Source organism: Fundidesulfovibrio agrisoli (genome assembly GCF_022808715.1).
GTDB classification, from domain to species: Bacteria; Desulfobacterota; Desulfovibrionia; order Desulfovibrionales; family Desulfovibrionaceae; genus Fundidesulfovibrio; species Fundidesulfovibrio agrisoli.
In genome coordinates this window covers 139,969-156,678 of record NZ_JAKZKX010000003.1, presented here as the reverse complement: position 1 = coordinate 156,678, position 16,710 = coordinate 139,969, and the positions used below count along the sequence as shown (strand labels likewise).

At 65.5% G+C, this 16,710-nt stretch carries 18 protein-coding genes and 1 tRNA gene; 9 read left to right on the top strand and 10 right to left on the bottom strand.

What is annotated here, in order from left to right; genetic code table 11:
• Positions 1-10: 10 nt before the first annotated feature.
• The 8 genes from MLE27_RS03460 to MLE27_RS03425 all read left to right on the top strand — a co-directional run bounded on the left by MLE27_RS03460 (position 11) and on the right by MLE27_RS03425 (position 7,115).
• Positions 11-85 (top strand) — tRNA-Gln (locus MLE27_RS03460).
• Positions 86-107: 22 nt separating this feature from the next.
• Positions 108-1,064 carry a ribose-phosphate diphosphokinase gene (locus tag MLE27_RS03455; RefSeq protein WP_243310493.1) on the top strand — a complete coding sequence of 319 codons (957 nt, stop codon included), beginning with the start codon at positions 108-110 and terminating at the stop codon, positions 1,062-1,064.
• Positions 1,065-1,098: 34 nt separating this feature from the next.
• Positions 1,099-1,692: a 50S ribosomal protein L25/general stress protein Ctc gene (locus MLE27_RS03450; RefSeq protein WP_243310492.1), complete on the top strand. Its 594-nt coding sequence runs from the start codon at positions 1,099-1,101 to the stop codon at positions 1,690-1,692.
• 70 nt (positions 1,693-1,762) lie between these two features.
• A complete protein-coding gene (gene pth, locus MLE27_RS03445) occupies positions 1,763-2,353 on the top strand; it encodes an aminoacyl-tRNA hydrolase (protein WP_243310491.1) in 591 nt (196 codons plus the stop codon).
• Positions 2,354-2,544: 191 nt separating this feature from the next.
• Complete coding sequence (locus MLE27_RS03440; RefSeq protein ID WP_243310490.1) at positions 2,545-3,057, top strand: CarD family transcriptional regulator; 513 nt, start codon at positions 2,545-2,547, stop codon at positions 3,055-3,057.
• Between the two features lie 436 nt (positions 3,058-3,493).
• Positions 3,494-4,741, top strand: coding sequence for a transcription termination factor Rho (gene rho, locus MLE27_RS03435; RefSeq protein WP_243310489.1), 1,248 nt, complete (start codon positions 3,494-3,496; stop codon positions 4,739-4,741).
• A 530-nt stretch (positions 4,742-5,271) separates the two neighbouring features.
• Positions 5,272-5,481, top strand: coding sequence for a TOBE domain-containing protein (locus MLE27_RS03430; RefSeq protein WP_243310488.1), 210 nt, complete (start codon positions 5,272-5,274; stop codon positions 5,479-5,481).
• Positions 5,482-5,651: 170 nt separating this feature from the next.
• A complete protein-coding gene (locus MLE27_RS03425) occupies positions 5,652-7,115 on the top strand; it encodes a M48 family metallopeptidase (protein ID WP_243310487.1) in 1,464 nt (487 codons plus the stop codon).
• 21 nt (positions 7,116-7,136) lie between these two features.
• Here MLE27_RS03425 and MLE27_RS03420 read toward each other — a convergent pair whose 3' ends face one another.
• Together MLE27_RS03420 and MLE27_RS03415 are read right to left on the bottom strand one after the other, a co-directional pair.
• Complete coding sequence (locus tag MLE27_RS03420) at positions 7,137-8,534, bottom strand: sensor histidine kinase (RefSeq protein WP_243310486.1); 1,398 nt, start codon at positions 8,532-8,534, stop codon at positions 7,137-7,139.
• The gene (locus MLE27_RS03415; RefSeq protein WP_243310485.1) at positions 8,506-9,189 is read right to left on the bottom strand and encodes a response regulator transcription factor; all 684 of its coding nucleotides are present in this window, start codon (positions 9,187-9,189) and stop codon (positions 8,506-8,508) included. The genes MLE27_RS03420 and MLE27_RS03415 overlap by 29 nt, the downstream gene beginning before the upstream one ends.
• Positions 9,190-9,400: 211 nt before the next feature.
• Between MLE27_RS03415 and MLE27_RS03410 the strand changes: the two genes are divergently transcribed.
• The gene (locus MLE27_RS03410; RefSeq protein ID WP_243310484.1) at positions 9,401-9,556 is read left to right on the top strand and encodes a hypothetical protein; all 156 of its coding nucleotides are present in this window, start codon (positions 9,401-9,403) and stop codon (positions 9,554-9,556) included.
• A gap of 139 nt (positions 9,557-9,695) precedes the next feature.
• On the opposite strand, the gene MLE27_RS03405 is transcribed toward MLE27_RS03410, so the two are convergent.
• From MLE27_RS03405 to MLE27_RS03370, 8 genes are all read right to left on the bottom strand, one after another.
• Positions 9,696-10,877 carry a cobalamin-independent methionine synthase II family protein gene (locus tag MLE27_RS03405; RefSeq protein ID WP_279355664.1) on the bottom strand — a complete coding sequence of 394 codons (1,182 nt, stop codon included), beginning with the start codon at positions 10,875-10,877 and terminating at the stop codon, positions 9,696-9,698.
• Positions 10,874-11,455: an OsmC family protein gene (locus MLE27_RS18115; RefSeq protein WP_243310483.1), complete on the bottom strand. Its 582-nt coding sequence runs from the start codon at positions 11,453-11,455 to the stop codon at positions 10,874-10,876. The genes MLE27_RS03405 and MLE27_RS18115 overlap by 4 nt, the downstream gene beginning before the upstream one ends.
• 323 nt (positions 11,456-11,778) lie before the next feature.
• Positions 11,779-12,144 (bottom strand): DsrE family protein, encoded by a 366-nt coding sequence (locus tag MLE27_RS03395; RefSeq protein WP_243310482.1) that lies wholly within the window; start codon positions 12,142-12,144, stop codon positions 11,779-11,781.
• A gap of 11 nt (positions 12,145-12,155) precedes the next feature.
• Positions 12,156-12,419, bottom strand: a complete 264-nt coding sequence (locus tag MLE27_RS03390) for a sulfurtransferase TusA family protein (protein ID WP_243310481.1) — start codon at positions 12,417-12,419, stop codon at positions 12,156-12,158.
• 231 nt (positions 12,420-12,650) lie between these two features.
• Complete coding sequence (locus MLE27_RS03385) at positions 12,651-13,196, bottom strand: hypothetical protein (protein WP_243310480.1); 546 nt, start codon at positions 13,194-13,196, stop codon at positions 12,651-12,653.
• A gap of 77 nt (positions 13,197-13,273) precedes the next feature.
• Positions 13,274-13,999 (bottom strand): hypothetical protein, encoded by a 726-nt coding sequence (locus tag MLE27_RS03380; RefSeq protein ID WP_243310479.1) that lies wholly within the window; start codon positions 13,997-13,999, stop codon positions 13,274-13,276.
• A 264-nt stretch (positions 14,000-14,263) separates the two neighbouring features.
• The gene (gene typA / locus MLE27_RS03375; RefSeq protein ID WP_243310478.1) at positions 14,264-16,108 is read right to left on the bottom strand and encodes a translational GTPase TypA; all 1,845 of its coding nucleotides are present in this window, start codon (positions 16,106-16,108) and stop codon (positions 14,264-14,266) included.
• 72 nt (positions 16,109-16,180) lie between these two features.
• Complete coding sequence (locus MLE27_RS03370; protein WP_243310477.1) at positions 16,181-16,696, bottom strand: phospholipase A2 family protein; 516 nt, start codon at positions 16,694-16,696, stop codon at positions 16,181-16,183.
• Positions 16,697-16,710: the final 14 nt, after the last annotated feature.

The following is a 16,710-nucleotide window of genomic DNA, read 5'->3' as shown; positions in this document are numbered from 1 at the left end:
CGGCACACGTTGGGGAGTCGCCAAGCGGTAAGGCACGGGGTTTTGGTCCCCGCATTCGAGGGTTCAAGTCCTTCCTCCCCAGCCACAACTTTCTATACGGGATCATTATGGCCACCCACGGGGATCTGAAAATTCTCACCGGCAACGCCAACCCGGAGCTTGCCCGGGCCATTTGCGACCATCTGGGCTGCACCCTGCTGCCCTCCATGGTCAGCACCTTTTCCGACGGCGAGATCCGCGTTGAGATCGGCGCCAACGTGCGCGGATCCGACGTCTTCGTGATCCAGCCAACGTGCCTGCCGGTGAACTTCCACCTCATGGAGTTGTCCCTGATCCTGGACGCGCTCAAGCGCGCCAGCGCCTCGCGCGTCACCGCCGTGGTGCCCTACTACGGCTACGCCCGGCAGGACCGCAAGGTCTCGCCGCGCGCGCCCATCAGCGCCAAGCTCGTGGCGGACATCCTGCAGGTCACCGGCATGCACCGCCTGCTCACGGTGGACCTGCACGCGGGCCAGATCCAGGGTTTCTTCAACGTGCCCGTGGACAACCTCTACGCCATGGGCATCCTGGCCGAGTACGTGCGCGACGCCGTGGACGGCGACGTGTTGGTGGTCAGCCCGGACGCAGGCGGCGTGGAGCGCGCCCGCAGCTTCGCCAAGCGCCTCGGCTGCGGCCTGGCCATCGTGGACAAGCGCCGCGACGCGCCCAACCAGGCCAAGGCCATGCACGTCATCGGCAACGTCGAGGGCAAGACCTGCGTGCTCATCGACGACATGATCGACACCGCGGGCACCATGGTCCAGGGCGCTCAGGTGCTCCTGGAGAACGGCGCCCGCGAGGTGATGGCCTGCGTGACGCACCCCGTGCTCTCCGGCCCGGCCATCGACCGCCTCTGCGCCTCCCCCTTCAAGGAGGTGGTGGTCACCAACACCATCCCGCTCTCCGCCGAGGCCCAGGCCTGCGACAAGATCAAGGTGCTCTCCGTGGCGGGGTTGCTGGCCAAGGCCATCCACAACATCCACACCGAGTCTTCGGTGAGCGTGCTTTTCAACAAGACCAGCTAGTCATCGCCGCCAGGCGGAACAAGGAGATATCGACATGAAGGAACAACTGAGCCTCACCGTCCAGGGCCGCGCCGAAAGAGGCAAGGGCCCCAACAGCCGCCTGCGCGCACAGAAGATGGTCCCCGGCGTCTACTATGACGACAAGGGCGTGAACATTCCCGTGGTGGTGGCCGACCTGCCCTTCCGCAAGGTCTTCCAGAAGGTTGGCTCCTCCCGCGTGTTCGACCTTATCATCGACCACGACGGCAAGACCGAGACCCACCCCAGCCTGATCTGGGTCGTGGACGCCCACCCCTACAAGAACCAGATCGACCACGTGGATTTCTACGGCGTCGACCCCACCAAGCAGATCCACGTCCACGTCGAGGTGGAGCTCAAGGGCAAGCCCAAGGGCGTCGTGGTCGGCGGCAAGCTTGAGCTGTACCACGAAGACCTGGAAGTGGTCTGCCTGCCCGCCAACATCCCCGACAAGATCATCATCGACGTGGCCGGGCTGGAGATCAACCAGGCCATCCAGATCAAGGACGTGGTCCTGCCCGAGGGCGTCAAGGCCGTGTTCGACAGCAACTTCGCCGTGGTGGCCGTCATCTCCCCCACTGCCGAAGCCGAAGCCGAAGCCGGGAAATAACCCTCCCTCAGTTCCGTCTCCTTGGCCGGGGCCCCGACGGTGGCCCCGGCCAAGATTTTTTTGAGGACCCATGGCAGCGCACACCCTCATCGCGGGGCTCGGCAACCCCGGCCCCAGATACCGCGACACGCGCCACAATTTCGGATTCATGGCCGTGGACGCCCTGCTGGAGTCCGGCTCCGCCCGCGAGCTCTCCCTGGGCAAGGACGGCGTGCTCCACGCCCTGCGCCTGCCGGGCGTGGAGGGCGAGGTGCTCGTGCTCAAGCCCATGACCTTCATGAACCTCTCCGGCAGGGCCGTGGCCCACGCGCTGCGCTACTACAAGCTCACCGTGGAGGACCTTGTGGTGGTCCACGACGAGCTGGACCTGCCCCTGGGGCGCATGCGGATGAAGAAGGGCGGGGGCCTGGCCGGGCACAACGGGCTCAAGTCCATCGCGGCCGAAACCGGATCTCAGGATTTCGTCCGGCTGCGCCTGGGCATCGGCCGCCCCGAGGGCAAGATGGACGTGGCCGCCTATGTCCTGCAGGATTTCTCCTCCCAGGAGGAGGCCGCCGTGCGCGCCGTGCTGCCCGCCGCAGCCGCGGCCCTGCGCCTCTATCTGGGGAAGGGCCTGGAGACCGCCATGCGCGAGGCCGGAGCCTTCCAGCCCGCGCCCTGACGAGAATGCCCCTCAGAACCTCTGGATACTGGACTCTTTGGGACGGTTGGGATACAAAAGAGATGTCCTGACTCGCGCTTTGAACAGGCCGCCTTCTCAGTGGTTCCCATCGGGGGCGGCGTCTGGCCAATCCGCCCCGGGCATCCCTCAGCAATACCCTGGCTCATGTGACAGCAAGGAGTTTCGCCCACGTGTTTTCTCTGGACGAGTTGGTGGTTTACCCTGCCCAGGGCGTGGGCAAAGTCGAGCGGATCGAGTCCCAGACCGTGGGGGGCCAATCTGTCGACTTCTATATCGTCCGAATCCTGACCAACAACGTCACGCTGATGGTCCCGGTGAAGAACGCCGTGAACGTGGGCCTGCGCCACGTCTGCCCTCCCGACGAGGCCAGGGCCATCATGGAGTCCCTCAAGGACCGCTCCACCTTCACGGGCTACACCGGCCAGAACTGGAACAGGCGCTACCGCGAGTATTCCGAAAAGCTCAAGAGCGGCAACCTGGCCGATGTCGCCTACGTCCTCAAGGAGCTGCTGCTCATCGGCGGCGGCAAGGAGCTCTCCTTCGGGGAGCGCAGGCTGCTCGAGCAGGCCACCGGCCTGCTGACCCTGGAAGTCGCCTACTCCCTGGACATCGCACAGGATTCCGTCAAGGACGACATCAACGCCCTCTTCGAGGACGTCCTGAAGCCCAAGACTCCCGAATAAAGCGGCAATTGAGCAATTTTTCACACGGAGAGCGGCCCGCCCTTGACACCTTTTCAAAATGATATATGGACCGTCTTGGGCAAGCCATAAACTCACTCACACCGCGTACATAAAGCATCCAGCACCCTTAGAGACACACTGCGATATGCGGTACTCTGCATGGCGGGCTGTGGCGCATGAAGCGTCCCCCTTCGGGCGCGAAATGTGCGGAGCTTGCACATAGTTGAACAGGCAGGACTTGATTTCCACCCCTCTATGTTGAAGGGTGGAATACCCCCACAACAATCGGCGGCATCCGTCCATCAGCGCAATCTATGCCTTTGACCGTATCCACGTCGTATCGCGTCGACATTACTGACGCAGACACCCTCTCCGCCGGGCTCGTGCCCCTGGCGGCGGCCTTCAGCTCTCCAATCACATCCGCACGGAGTTCTCGATGAATCTCTCCGATCTCAAGCTCAAAAGCATGCCCGAACTCATGGAATTGGCCATCCAATTCAATGTTGAAAACCCCAGCGGCATGCGCAAGCAGGAGCTCATTTTCGGCATCCTGCAGAACTGCGCCTCGCAGAACGGCTCCATCTTCGGGGAGGGCGTGCTGGAAATCCTGCCCGACGGCTTCGGTTTCCTGCGTTCCCCCATGTACAGCTACATGCCGGGCCCGGACGACATCTACGTCTCGCCCTCGCAGATCCGCCGCTTCGGCCTGCGCAAGGGCGACGTGGTCTCGGGCCAGATCCGCCCCCCCAAGGAGGGCGAGCGCTACTTCGCCCTGCTGCGCGTCTCCGAGATCGGCTTCCAGCCCCCCGAGGCCTCCAAGAACCTGGTGCTCTTCGACAACCTGACCCCGCTCTACCCCAACCGCCGCCTGGTCATGGAGAACGGGGACAAGAACTACTCTTCCCGCGTGATCGACCTGCTGGCCCCCATCGGCCACGGGCAGCGCGGCCTGATCGTGGCCCCGCCCCGCACCGGCAAGACCATGCTGCTGCAGACCATCGCCAACTCCATCAACGCCAACAACCCCGACGTCTACCTCATCGTGCTGCTCATCGACGAGCGCCCCGAGGAAGTGACCGACATGGAGCGCACCGTGCGCGCCGAGGTTGTCAGCTCCACCTTCGACGAGCCGCCCCAGCGCCACGTGCAGGTGGCCGAGATGGTCATGGAGAAGGCCAAGCGCCTGGTCGAGCGCAAGCGCGACGTGGTGGTCCTGTTGGACTCCATCACCCGCCTGGGCCGCGCCTACAACGCCGTGACCCCCTCCTCCGGCCGCGTGCTCTCCGGCGGCCTGGACGCCAACGCCCTGCAGCGCCCCAAGCGCTTCTTCGGCGCGGCGCGCAACATCGAGGAGGGCGGCTCCCTGACCATCATCGCCACCGCGCTCATCGACACCGGCTCGCGAATGGACGAGGTCATCTTCGAGGAGTTCAAGGGCACCGGCAACATGGAGCTCTACCTGGACCGCCACCTCTCCGAGAAGCGCGTCTACCCCGCCATCGACCTGAACCGCTCCGGCACCCGCAAGGAGGAGCTGCTGCTCCCCGAGGACCAGCTCAACCGCGTGTGGATTCTGCGCAAGTTCCTGGCCCCCATGAGCCCCATCGACTCCATGGAGTTCCTGCTGGACAAGATGCGCGGCACCAAGAGCAACAAGGAATTCCTGGACATGATGAACCGCTAGGTTCGCATCCGCCCTTCGTCCCTTCCATCCCCCCGGAGCCCGCTCCGGGGGGATTTTTTTTGCGCTGCCGCTCCCCATGAAGAAAGTATGAGAATCGAAGCATATACGTTGAAGGATACCTGGTTTCGTCCTCATGTGGGACACTTCGCCCAGACGCATAGGCCAGCCTAAGCGCGCGAACCAGCCTGGGAATGGCGGGCCAACTCCTTCAGGATGAGCAATCGGGACACCCCATCCATAACATCTCTTAATCAGGGTCTTTTTCTTTCCAGAGCCCGGCGCGGCCGAGCGCGTCGCCCTGTGTGAGGAGGGGGCGCAGTAGAGGGCATGCGTTCAGCCAAGCGAATGTAATTCGATAAATATCGTCAACGATCATTCATGCGACTGACAATTCGTACAACTGTAGAGTCACGAATAAAAATAATTGCGTGCGGATCATGCTGCGCATATATAAATATCATCGCTTCAACGGCGCATGCCCGGCCGCTCCGGCCGCAGCGCCTTCACATCCAACTCAGGAGGCATTCCGCATGAAAGTCAGCGCCCGCAACCTCATTCCGGCCACCATCAAGCAGATCACCCAGGGAGCCGTGAACTCCGAAGTCGTCATGGAAATCGCCCCCGGCGTGGAACTGGTCTCCATCATCACCAAGCACTCCGTGGAGAACCTGGGCCTCAAGGAAGGCAGCAAGGTCAAGGCCATGGTCAAGGCCTCCAGCGTCATGGTCGTCACCGACTAGCTCACCCCTCCGGCCCGGGGCGAAACCGTCTCCGGGCCGGCCCTCTTCCTCCTCCACTCCGGCTTCGCCGGTAACCTTCCCCTTCCCCGGCGCGACTAGCATGCGGTGCGCCCGGAATCCTGCGCACGCTCACAGGTTGCCAACGCCAGCAAAGGGTTTATAAGCCTCCCATGCACTCCGCGAATTCCCGCCGTTTCGGGCCGTTCGGCCGCGCCCTGGCGCTCGCCCTGGCGCTGGTGACGGCCTTCCCCGCCTGGCTGGGCGTGCCCACGGCCCAGGCCGGTTATTTCAGCTTCGGCATCAAGGACGAGAAGGAGCTCGGCGACAAGTTCAACGTGCTCATCCGCTCCAAACTGCCCATGATCGACGACTCCGAGGTGGTGGAGTACACCCGCGACATCGTGGCCAGCCTGGTGCGACAGATGCCGCCCCAGCCCTTCAAGTTCACCGTGGCCGTGGTCAAGGACAACGCCGTCAACGCCTTCGCAGCGCCGGCAGGCTATGTGTTCGTGTTCACGGGCCTGATCCTGAACATGGAGCACGAGTCCGAGGTGGCGGGCGTGTTGGGGCACGAGCTGGCCCACGTGACCCAGCGCCACATAGCCAAGCGCATCGAGACGGGGCGCGCCATGAGCATCGCCTCGCTGGTGGGCGTGCTGGCGGGCTTCGCCCTGGGCATGGCGGGCGGCTCCAAGGAAGGCGGGGCCGCCATGATGATGGGAAGCCAGGCAGCGGCCCAGCAGGCCATGCTCAACTACTCCCGCGACGACGAGCGCGAGGCCGACGAGGTGGGCATGAACTACTTGGTCGGCGCGGGCTATTCCCCCTACGGCCTGCCCCACGCCTTCGAGATCATGCAGCGCATGAAGATTTTCAAGGGGTACGGGTCCATCCCCTCCTACCTCTCCACGCACCCGGACATCACCGAGCGCATCGGCTACCTCTCCGAACGCATCGCCCGCATGAGCAAGGACATCTCCGCCCGCCCCAACCGCGACGAGCGGTTCCTGCGCGTGCAGACCATCATCCGCAGCCGTTACAGCGACCCGGCCCTCGCAATCGGCTACTACGGCAAGAAGGGCGCCTCCATGACCAAGCTGGACCGCCTGGGCCTGGCCATGGCGCTTGGCCGCACCAACGAGAACGACAAGGCGCGCGAGGCCTTCGAGGCGGCGCTCAAGGAGGGCGGCAACGACGCGCTCTGGCTGCGCGAAGCCGGGCAGTTCTTCCTGAAAGTGCGGGACTTCGACCGGGCCTCGAGCCTGCTGCGCCGCGCCGTGGAGGCCAACCCCAGGGACATGGTGGCCCTGGCCGAGTATTCGCAGATTCTGGCGCAGGAACGCCGCTACAAGGAATCGCTGGACCTGATGCGCAGGGTGGTGATGGCCATGCCCGAATCGCCCGATGTGCGCCAACAGATCGGGCGCACCTACGGCGAAGCGGGCGACCTGTTCCACGCCCACCTGAACCTGGCCTACAGCGCGGTCTACACCGGCGACCGCCGCCAGACCCGCTTCCAGATGGAGAAGGCCCGGGGCTACGCCCGCACAGACGAGGATAGGAAGGAATACGCGGCCCTGGAGAAGGTGTTCAAGGACCGCTCGGAACACTGGCCCAAGGGGCCGTTCGAGTAGGCCCGGCCCCGCGAGGAAAAATTACACCGCCCCAGGCAACGTAAACTCGAACTCGCTGCCCTTGCCCACTTCGCTTCGCACGCTCACGTCCCCGCCGTGGGCCTTGAGCACCGCCCGCACCAGCGAGAGCCCGAGCCCCAGGCCCCTGTGGGTGCGGCTCTTGTCGCCACGGTAGAGCCGCTCGAAGATTCTCGGCATGTCCTTGGCGGGGATGCCCTCGCCCTCGTCGCTCACCAGCACGCGCACGTGCCCCCCCTCGCTCCAGCCGCGCAGTTGCACCTTGCCGCCGGGCTTGGAATACTTCAGCGCGTTGTCCAGCAGATTGGCCAGCACCTGCCTCACGCGCCCGCCGTCCACCAGGGCGTAGAGCCCGGGCGGCGCGTCGGTCACCAGGGCGATGCCCTTCTCCATGGCCAGATACTCGTAGACCTCGGCGCTCTCCTCGATGAGCAGGGCCAGGTCCTCGCGCTGGATATCCAGGCGCATGGTGCCCGTCTCGGCCTCCGAGATGTCCATGAGGGTGTTCAGCGTGGTGCGGATGCGCTCGTTCTCCTCGGCGCAGTCCATGAGGGCTTCGCGCAGGCCGGTCTCGTCCAGGTCGGACTGCAGCGCGGTCTCGATGACGGCCTTGGCCCTGGTCAGGGGGGTGCGCAGGTCGTGGGCCACGTTGTCCAGCGCGTCGCGCATGCCCTGGATGAGCGTGGAGATGCGCCCCAGCATGGAGTTGAACAGGCTGGCCAGCTCGTCCAGCTCGTCGCCGCTGCCGCGCGTGAGCACCCGGGCGCCCAGGCTGCCCTGCTCGATGGACTTCACCGTGGCGATGAGGTCGCGGATGGGCGCCAGGCTGCGGTAGGAGAGCACCGTGCCCGCGGCGACGCCCAGCGCCACAACAGTGACCGTGATGCCCAGGAAGATGCGCTGGAACTCGCTCAGCAGGGCCTCGCGCGACCTGGCGTCGCCGCCCACGATGATGGCCGCGCCGCTTGAGAGCCTGCGCAGCCCGAACTCGTAGGCGTCGCCCGTCTCGTCGGACTTCCAGAGCAGCCACTGGCCGCCCTCCTTGAGCCGCGCCACGAGTTCCCTGGACGGGACGCCGCGCCAGCTCTGCGGGGCCAGGGTGAGCATCTCCGCGCCGGACGGGTCCAAAATCCGCACGAAAGAGTCGGGCTCCTCGTAGTCCTCCACGTCGCGGCGCACCAGCTCCACCAGCGCGGCAAGGCCCTTTGTGCGTTCGATATAACTGTATTCGTTCAGTTTTTCCGTGATGAGCTTCTGGTCTTGCGTGCGCACGGCGTTGGCCAACAGCATGTAGGCCAGCACGAAGAGCACCAGGGAGCTCAGGATGAAGACGACGGCGTAGCGGACTGTGAGGCGAAAGCCGGTGCTGCGCCTAATCGTTGCGAGGAGGCTTGAGGACATAGCCCACCCCCCGCAGCGTGGAGAGCATCTTGGGATTGAAGTCGCGGTCGATCTTGTTGCGCAGGCGGCAGACCAGCACGTCCACCACGTTGGTCTGCGGGTCGAAGTTGTAGTTCCAGACGTGCTCCATGATCATGGTCTTGGAGAGCACCTTGCCCGGGTTTCGCATGAAGAACTCCAGCAGGGAGAACTCGCGCGGCTGCAGGCTGATGGCCGCGCCGTCACGGGTCACGTCGCGGGTGAGCAGGTTCATGCTCAGGGCGCCCACGCTCAGGTGGGTGGTCTCGGCGGTGCTGGTGGAGCGCCGGATGAGCGCCTGGAGCCTGGCCAGCAGCTCCGCGAAGGAGAACGGCTTGGGCAGGTAGTCGTCCCCGCCGGATTGCAGGCCCTTCACCCTGTCGTCAACGGAGCGCTTGGCCGAGAGGATGATGACCGGGGTGTTCACGCGCTGTTTGCGCATCTCCTCGATGAGCCTCAGCCCGTCGAGTTCGGGGAGCATCACGTCCACCACGGCGGCCGCGTAGGATTCCGTCAGGGCCAGATGCAGGCCGTCGGTGCCGGTGGCGCACTGGTCCACCGCATAACCGTTCTGTTTGAGGCCCTGGGAGATGAACGCGGCGATTTTTGGGTCGTCTTCGACGAGCAGGATGCGCATGACAGGCAAATTAGTCCTCGCCTGTGCGGGTGTCAATGCGCCGGAGGTTTCATTGCCGGGCTTGCCTTTCAGTTCTGTAACCCGAGCGAAAGGGAGCGGTAATGCAGGACGGCGTAGCCACTTTCCACGCGATGCGATGCGTCCCCACCACGCGCTTCGCCTCGCGGAGTTCAACGCATTACGACATGGCAACAACCCCAAGGAGATTACAATGAAGAAAGCCGTTCTGATGGCTGTGGCTTCCTGCCTGCTGATGACCTCCGTCGCCTTCGCTTTCGAGACCCCTTCCACCTCTTCCGAGAAGGGCTCCCACATCGAACAGATGGCCAAGAAGAAGAAAAAGAAAAAGGCCCCCAAGACCGCCTAGTTCTTTTTGAAGAGCTTTCATAGGGAACCGCATCGGTTCCCTTGATCGCTGGCAAGCCCCGCCGGACCTTCGGGTCCGCCGGGGCTTGTTTTTTACTTGCGAAAGCCTGGGGAAGGGGATGGGGCGGCGCCCGGCCGGATCAGCCGTGGCGCTCCCGGAGCAGCCTGGCGGCCCGGGCGATGGAGGCTATCTTGGCGGCCGCGATTTCCTCCACGTTGACGCAGCGGTTGGCGAAGCAGCCGAAGCCGCAGTCCGTGTTCAGGAAGAGCTGCTCCGGCCTGTAGAAGCGCAGCGCCTCCTCGGCGCGGGCGGCGATCTCCTCCGGGGTCTCCACCTCCACGGTGCGGGGGTTGACCACCCCCAGCCCCAACTCGCGGGGCGTCTGCGACCCGGGGACAGCGCCCGACAAGGCCGCTCCCACCACCTCGATCTCCCCGGCGCGCGGGGTGGCGTACTCCAACACGAACTGCCGCACGCGCATGTTGGTCAGCGCGGGCAGCAGGGGCCGATAGTCGCCCGTGAGCAGCACCTCTTCCCGGGTGCTCCAGTTGCCCCGGCAGATGTGCAGGCCGGTGCGCGTGCCTTCCACGCCCTCAACCACCCGGTTGATGAGCTCCGCTGCGTAGCCAAGTTCTTCACCCACGTCACGGCGGGTGGCGAGCGTCGCTCACATGAACGTTCGTCGGCCGCACTCCCCGCTCATGACCACCTCGGTGAGCACGGGCTCGTCGAACTGCACGAACTCGCAGCCCTCGGCGGCCAGCTCCAGCAGCTCCTCGCGCAGCAGGCGCACCACGTCGTCGCCCATCTCGCGCTGGCTGGCGTAGACCTTGCCGGTGTAGGCCCACACCCACATTGAGCGGGTGAGAAGGTACGGCCCGGGCAGGGTGATCTTCACGGGCTTGTCCGTGAGGGTGCGCATGAAGCGCAGGTCGTCCACGGCCAGGGGCTCGCGGCGCGAGAGCCTGCCGATGCAGGTGGGGTTGCGGATGGCCGAGGCGGGCACGTCCAGGGTGGTGAGCATCTCCTCGAACCCGGACTTGTCCTCCATCTCGTCGAGCATCTCAGCCAGCGACATGAGCCGCGTGCCTTCCACCTTGTCCGTGATGAAGGAATAGAAATTGTCGCGGCGGTGCTCGCCGTCCACCAGCACGTCCAGCCCGGCCCCCTCCTGGAGGCGCACGGTGCGGCGGATCTCCTCCTCGGCCACGGCCTCGAAGGCCTCTCGGGTCATCGCGCCGGTGCGGCGGTCGCGCAGGGCGCGCAGCATCCTCTTGGAGCGGGGCCAGCTGCCCACTTGGGTGGTGGTGAAGGTGGTCATACCGTTGTGAAGCTCGTTTTGAGGTCCAGCGCCTTGGCCAGGGTGGCCGCCAGGGGGGAGCGGGCCACGGCCCGGTCCCAGGCGGCGCGGGCCCGTGATTCCTCTTCCAGGGTGGAGGCGAAACAGCGCACCTCGATGGAGCTGAAGGAGGGGTCGCCCTCCTCCAGGCCCAGGTGCGCCAGGATGTTGCCCAGCCTGCCTTTGACGGTGATCTCGATGTCGTCCATCTCCAGCCCGTCGCGGGAGCACTCCGTGGCGTATCCCGTGGCAAGCGCCCCGCCCAGCGCGCCCAGCAGGGCCTCCACGGCGCTGGGGTGCTCGTCGCGCTCCTCGAAGCTGGCGGGCTGGCCCAGCTTCCAGGAGAAGTTGCGGCAGTAGGCGGTGCTTGAGAGGTTGGCCCCGGCGCGCACCCGCAGCCGCCACTCGTAGGCCTTGGCGCGCTGCTTGTCCTGCTCCAGGGCTTTCTTCTCGGCCTCGGCGGCGTCACCGGAACCGGCGGCCCCCCCCTGCGCAGGAAGTAGCGCGCGCCGGCCTCGCCGGGCAGGCTGCCCAGGTACTCGTGGCCGGAGAGCCTGCACCAGGGCGGCAGATCGTCGGCCACGGTGGGTTCGCGGCTGACCATCTCCAGCACGCCGCCGGGGGGCACTTCCAGCATGTGCTCGCGGATCATCAGGGCCAGGCCCGAGCCGCAGTCCAGGTCGCCGCCGTCGAACACACGGTCCGGTTTGAGGTCGGCCAGGTTCGCTTCAATCGTGCTCATGAAGTTTCGTTCTCGCTTTGATCCTGCTGTGCGCCGGTACAAAACGGTCCGCCGCCACCCAATACGGGTAAGGGATTCCAAAGGGCACTGCCCTTTGGCCGCCGGAGGCCTTCCCCCCAGCGGCCACATGCCACCCCGCCGCTAATAGGCCACGCAGGGGGAGCCGTTGCTCAGCCACTCCACCAGCACCGCGCCGCCAGCCGGTGTCGCGCCTTCGATGAGATCCGCCTCGGAGAGGCCGCGCTTCTTGAGGCACGGGGTGCAGACGTAGATCTTGCCGCCCGCGCCCACGAACTTGTTGATGAGCTCCTTGAGGGGGGCGAAGGGCGCGCCCTCGTCGATCTTCTCGGCCTCGCCCTTCACGGCGCAGTACACGCCGTCGGTGCTCAGGAAGATCATGGTATCCTTCTCGCTGCCCAGGGCGGCGTTGGCCACCACGAAGCCCAGTGTGGCCTTGTCGCCGTCGGTGCGGCAGTGGGTGATGGTCACGCAGAACGTATCAGCCATGTGGGGTCTCCTTAGTTGTCACCGAGGCTGCCCTCGGGAACGAGATGGGGTTTGAGCTCAACCAGGTAATAGGGGTGGGCCATGTCCAGCAGGGCGTTTCTGGTCATGCGGCACCAGGCCGGGAATTCCACGGGCGCGGCCGGGTCTTCCGAGATGAGCACGATGTGCGTGCCCGGAGGCATTTCCCGCACGTAGGTGTGCAAATTGATGATGACGCGGCCGCAGGTCTCTTCGCCGCCGTCGAATTCGTCGTCGAAAACCCAGTGCTGGGGCATGTTCGCACGCATCGTTCCTGTTCGCTCCGCCCGGCCTGACGCCGGATTCAATCAATGATGATCGGGCATTGGAATCCATGCGCAGGGAAAGGACAAATCGTTTATTATTATGGATTCAAATCCGACCGATAGATGAAGCAGCGCGCACTGAGGGAGGCCGGACAAGCGAAAGCCCGCGCGCATCCTGGGGAGGACGCCGCGCGGGCCTGAGGAAACGAGTGTGAACCTGGATTATTCTGGGGTCTTGCCGATCTCGCGCATCTGGCTGGAGGGGCAGGTGTCGCAGGAATGGCAGACCTCGCACCCGCCCTTGTAGGGGTAGGGCGTGAACACTGCGTAGTTGCGGTTCATCTTGCCCGAGTCGTCCCATTCCAGGCCGAGCTTCTTGAACTTCTTCTTGGCCTCGCGCGAGGGGGTGGGCAGGGGCACGCAGGCCCCGATGAGCTCGGGCATCACGCTCTGGGCGGCGCTCATCACCAGGGTGATGGCCAGGTTGTGGAAGGCGAAGCCGAACTTGGTGTTCTCCTCGAAGGCGCGCTGCACCGCGTTCTCGGTGTCCTCGTCCAGGTAGACCAACAGGAAGCCGTCGTCCGCGTCGGCCTTGGTGGGCTCCATGCGGAAGGATTTGAGCTCCTTCTCCCAGGTGGTCCAGTACTTCTCCAGCAGTTCGGCCAGCTCATGCTCGATGCGCATGAGCCCGCTGATTTCCATGTAATATTCCAGGTCGAACTCGGGTTGGGTCTGGATCTTGTCCAGGCTCATGTTTTCCTTGCCCACGGGATGCTCCTTGCGAGGGATTGCGGTGGCGGGGGATGTAGCCTGTTTGGGCTCCGGGGGCAATCTCCGCCGAAGGGCTACGGCAGCGTGACGCCCAGCAGCAGCGCCCGCCTGTCCGGACCGGCGAAGAAGCGTTGGAAGCGGTCCATGCCCTCGGGCGAGGCCAGGTTCAGCTTGTGCGCGCCGGATTTGGGCGTGGCCTGGTAGAGCCAGCGCCCGCCCGAGGCGTCCGGCAGGATCAGGCCCACGTGGTAGTGCTGCAGGCCGTAGCCCTTGCGGCGGCCCGGCTGGCTGAAGCTGACCAGGGCGGCCTGGCTGGGCGCCGCCTGGTTGGGGGCGATCTGGCTGAGCGCGGCCTTCCAGGCGGCACGGTCCTCCACGGGGAAGCCGCGCATGGCCTCGCCGGTGTCAGCCGGGGACACGGCCCTGGCCTGGGGCAGCAGCCAGCGCCTTTTGAGCTGGTCCGTGAGGTTGAGGATGATGTCGAACCCGAAGTCCCAGTCCTGGCCTTTGGGCGCGCCGGGGCCGGAGTCGCCCAGGCGGTCGCGCGCGGCCTGGCGCGGGTCCACCGTGGTGGCCCCCAGCAGGCGCATGAGGGTGTAGTCCAGCCCCGAGCAGTTCAGGCCCGGCGCGGCAAAGGCCTGCTCCGGGTGCTCGAAGGTGGTCCAGCGGCCGGAGGGGTCGCGCACGCCGTCGGGGCGGTAGGGGATGCCAAGGAGTTGGTCCGCCTTGGCGGTGAGGTCGGCGGCGGAGGCCGGGGCCGTGGCGAGCAGGAACATCAATGCGAATATGATTTGTCTCATGTGAGCGGGGTGTGTCTCCATATCAAAATATTGCCGCGCCGAAGGAAGCCCGACGCCGCATGAAGGGACCCTCCACGAACGCCAGCATCTCCGGGGCCTCCGCCCTCGTATCCGAACCGCACGAGGCGATCAATCGCATCGAACGGCGCGACCGGCCGCGCTCGCAGGCGCGAACGAAAGCGGCCCCCCTCCCCCACGAAAAAGCCCCCGGCAGCGCTCACTGCGCAGCCGGGGGCTTATCAATCGTTTATTGCGTTCCGCAGCCTACTCGGCCTTGGCGCGCTTCCTCTGCCCGGCCAGCAGGTGGCGCTTGGTGGCGTTCAGCTCGGCCTTGCGCAGGCGGATGGAAAGCGGCGTGACCTCCACCAGTTCGTCCTCGCGCACGAAGTGGATGGCCCTCTCCAGCGTCATGGGCCGGATGGGGGTCAGGGTGGTGGCCTCGTCCTTGCCGGAGGCGCGCATGTTGGTGAGCTTCTTCTCCTTGGCGGGGTTCACGTCCAGGTCGTTGTCGCGGTTGTGCTCGCCGATGATCATGCCTTCGTACACCGGGTCGCCCGCCTTGATGAACATCTCGCCGCGCGGCTCCAGGTTGTAGATGCCGTAGGCCACGCCAACGCCGGAGCGGTCCGCCACCAGGGAGCCGGTGAAGCGGCTGGGGATCTCGCCCCGGAAGGGCTCGTAGCCCTCGAGGTAGGCGTTCAGGATGCCGGTGCCCTTGGTGTCGGTCAGGAACTCGTCTCGGTAGCCGATGAGCCCGCGCGAAGGCACCGAGAACTCCAGGCGCACCCGGCCCTTGCCGTTGTTGACCATGTTCACCATGCGGCCCTTGCGCACGGAGAGCTTCTCCGTGACGACGCCCATGAAGGCCTCGTCGCAGTCCACGAAGACGCGCTCGATGGGCTCCAGGCGCTGGCCGTCCGCGCCCTTCTTGAAGATGACCTCGGGGCGGCCGATGGAGAGCTCGAAGCCTTCGCGGCGCATGGTCTCCACCAGGATGGCCATCTGGAACTCGCCGCGCCCCTTGACCAGGAAGCTCTCGCCTTCAACGCTCGGCTCCACCTTGATGGCCACGTTGGAGAGCATTTCCTTCTCCAGCCGCTCCAGAATCTTGCGGGACTGAACCAGCTTGCCCTCGCGCCCGGCCAGGGGGGAGGTGTTGATGCCGAACTTCATGGCCACGGTGGGCTCGTCCACGGTGATGCGCGGCAGGGCCTTGGGGGCGTCCTTGGTGCAGATGGTGTCGCCGATCTTCACGTCCTCGATGCCGGCCAGCACGATGATGTCGCCGGCGTTGGCCTCGGCGGCGTCGATGAGCGAGGGGCCGCGATAGGTCTGCAGGCGGGAGACGCGCAGCGTGGTGACCGTGCCGCCCTCGCCCAGGCAGACCAGGGAGTCGTTCTGCTTGGCCTGCCCGGCCATGATGCGCCCGATGGCCAGCCTGCCCAGGAAGTCGGAGTAGCCCAGATCCGCCACGAGCATCTGGAAGGGCTCCTCGGGGTTGAACTTGGGGGCCGGGATGTGGTTGACCAGGGCCTCGAACAGGGGCTTGAGGTCAGTGCCTTCGCCCTCCAGCTCGGTCTTGGCGATGCCCTCGCGCCCGATGGCGTAGAGCACGGGGAAGTCCAGCTGCTTCTCGGTGGCGTCCAGGTCGATGAACAGGTCGTAGACCTCGTTGAGCACTTCCTGGGTGCGGGCGTCCTTGCGGTCGATCTTGTTGACCACCACGATGATGGTCAGCTCGCGGTCCAGGGCCTTCTTCAGCACGAAGCGGGTCTGGGGCAGCGGGCCTTCGGAGGCGTCCACCAGCAGGACCGCGCCGTCGGCCATGGCCAGGGAGCGCTCGACCTCGCCGCCGAAGTCGGCGTGGCCGGGGGTGTCGATGATGTTGATCTTCACGGGGCCGTAGCTCACCGCGCAGTTCTTGGCCGCGATGGTGATGCCGCGCTCGCGTTCGAGGTCCATGGAGTCCATCACGCGGTCGTCCATGGCCTGGTTGTCGCGGTACAGGCCGGACTGGCGGAACAGGGCGTCCACCAGGGTGGTCTTGCCGTGGTCGACGTGGGCGATGATGGCGATGTTGCGTATATTCTCGTTGATCTTGGTGCTCATACGGGTGCTCTCTTGATGAATTGGGAGCACCTCCATACGGACCGAAATGCCTCTTGACAAGCGAAAGGACTGTTACGGCGTCTTGAGGCAGTCCGAGCAGCCGGTGATCAGGGTGGTGCTGTTGGCCTGCTCGTAGGTGGTCTTGGAGGTGAAGAGGTCGATGGCCTCGATCCTGTAAAGTTCGCCGTAAGGCGTGGAGGCGTGGATGTTGCTGAGTTGCCAGATGAAATTGCGGTCCGCCGCCACCACCTGCGCGAGCGTGGGGTTGGCCGAGCTGTAGCCCGGGGAGAGGTCGTGCTGCATGCAGGCCCCGTCCAGGCAGTCCACGGGGATGGCCCCGGCGGCCGTGGGCTGCAGCCCGCACCAGTTGCCGTACTGCGGCAGCAGGGAGGTGATCTGCGCGGCGGTGGGCGTCTTGCCGGACTGCACGTCCTGCAGCACGGAGTCCCAGATGGAGACCTGCTGCTCCAGGGTGAGCACCGGGCCGGAGCCGGAGGACGAACCGGTCTGGGCGAACCCGCCCGTGGCCGGGAGGAGCACGGCGGCCGTGAAGAGCGCTGCGATGATGGAGCGGCGTGTGGTGTTCATGACGACCTTATGCA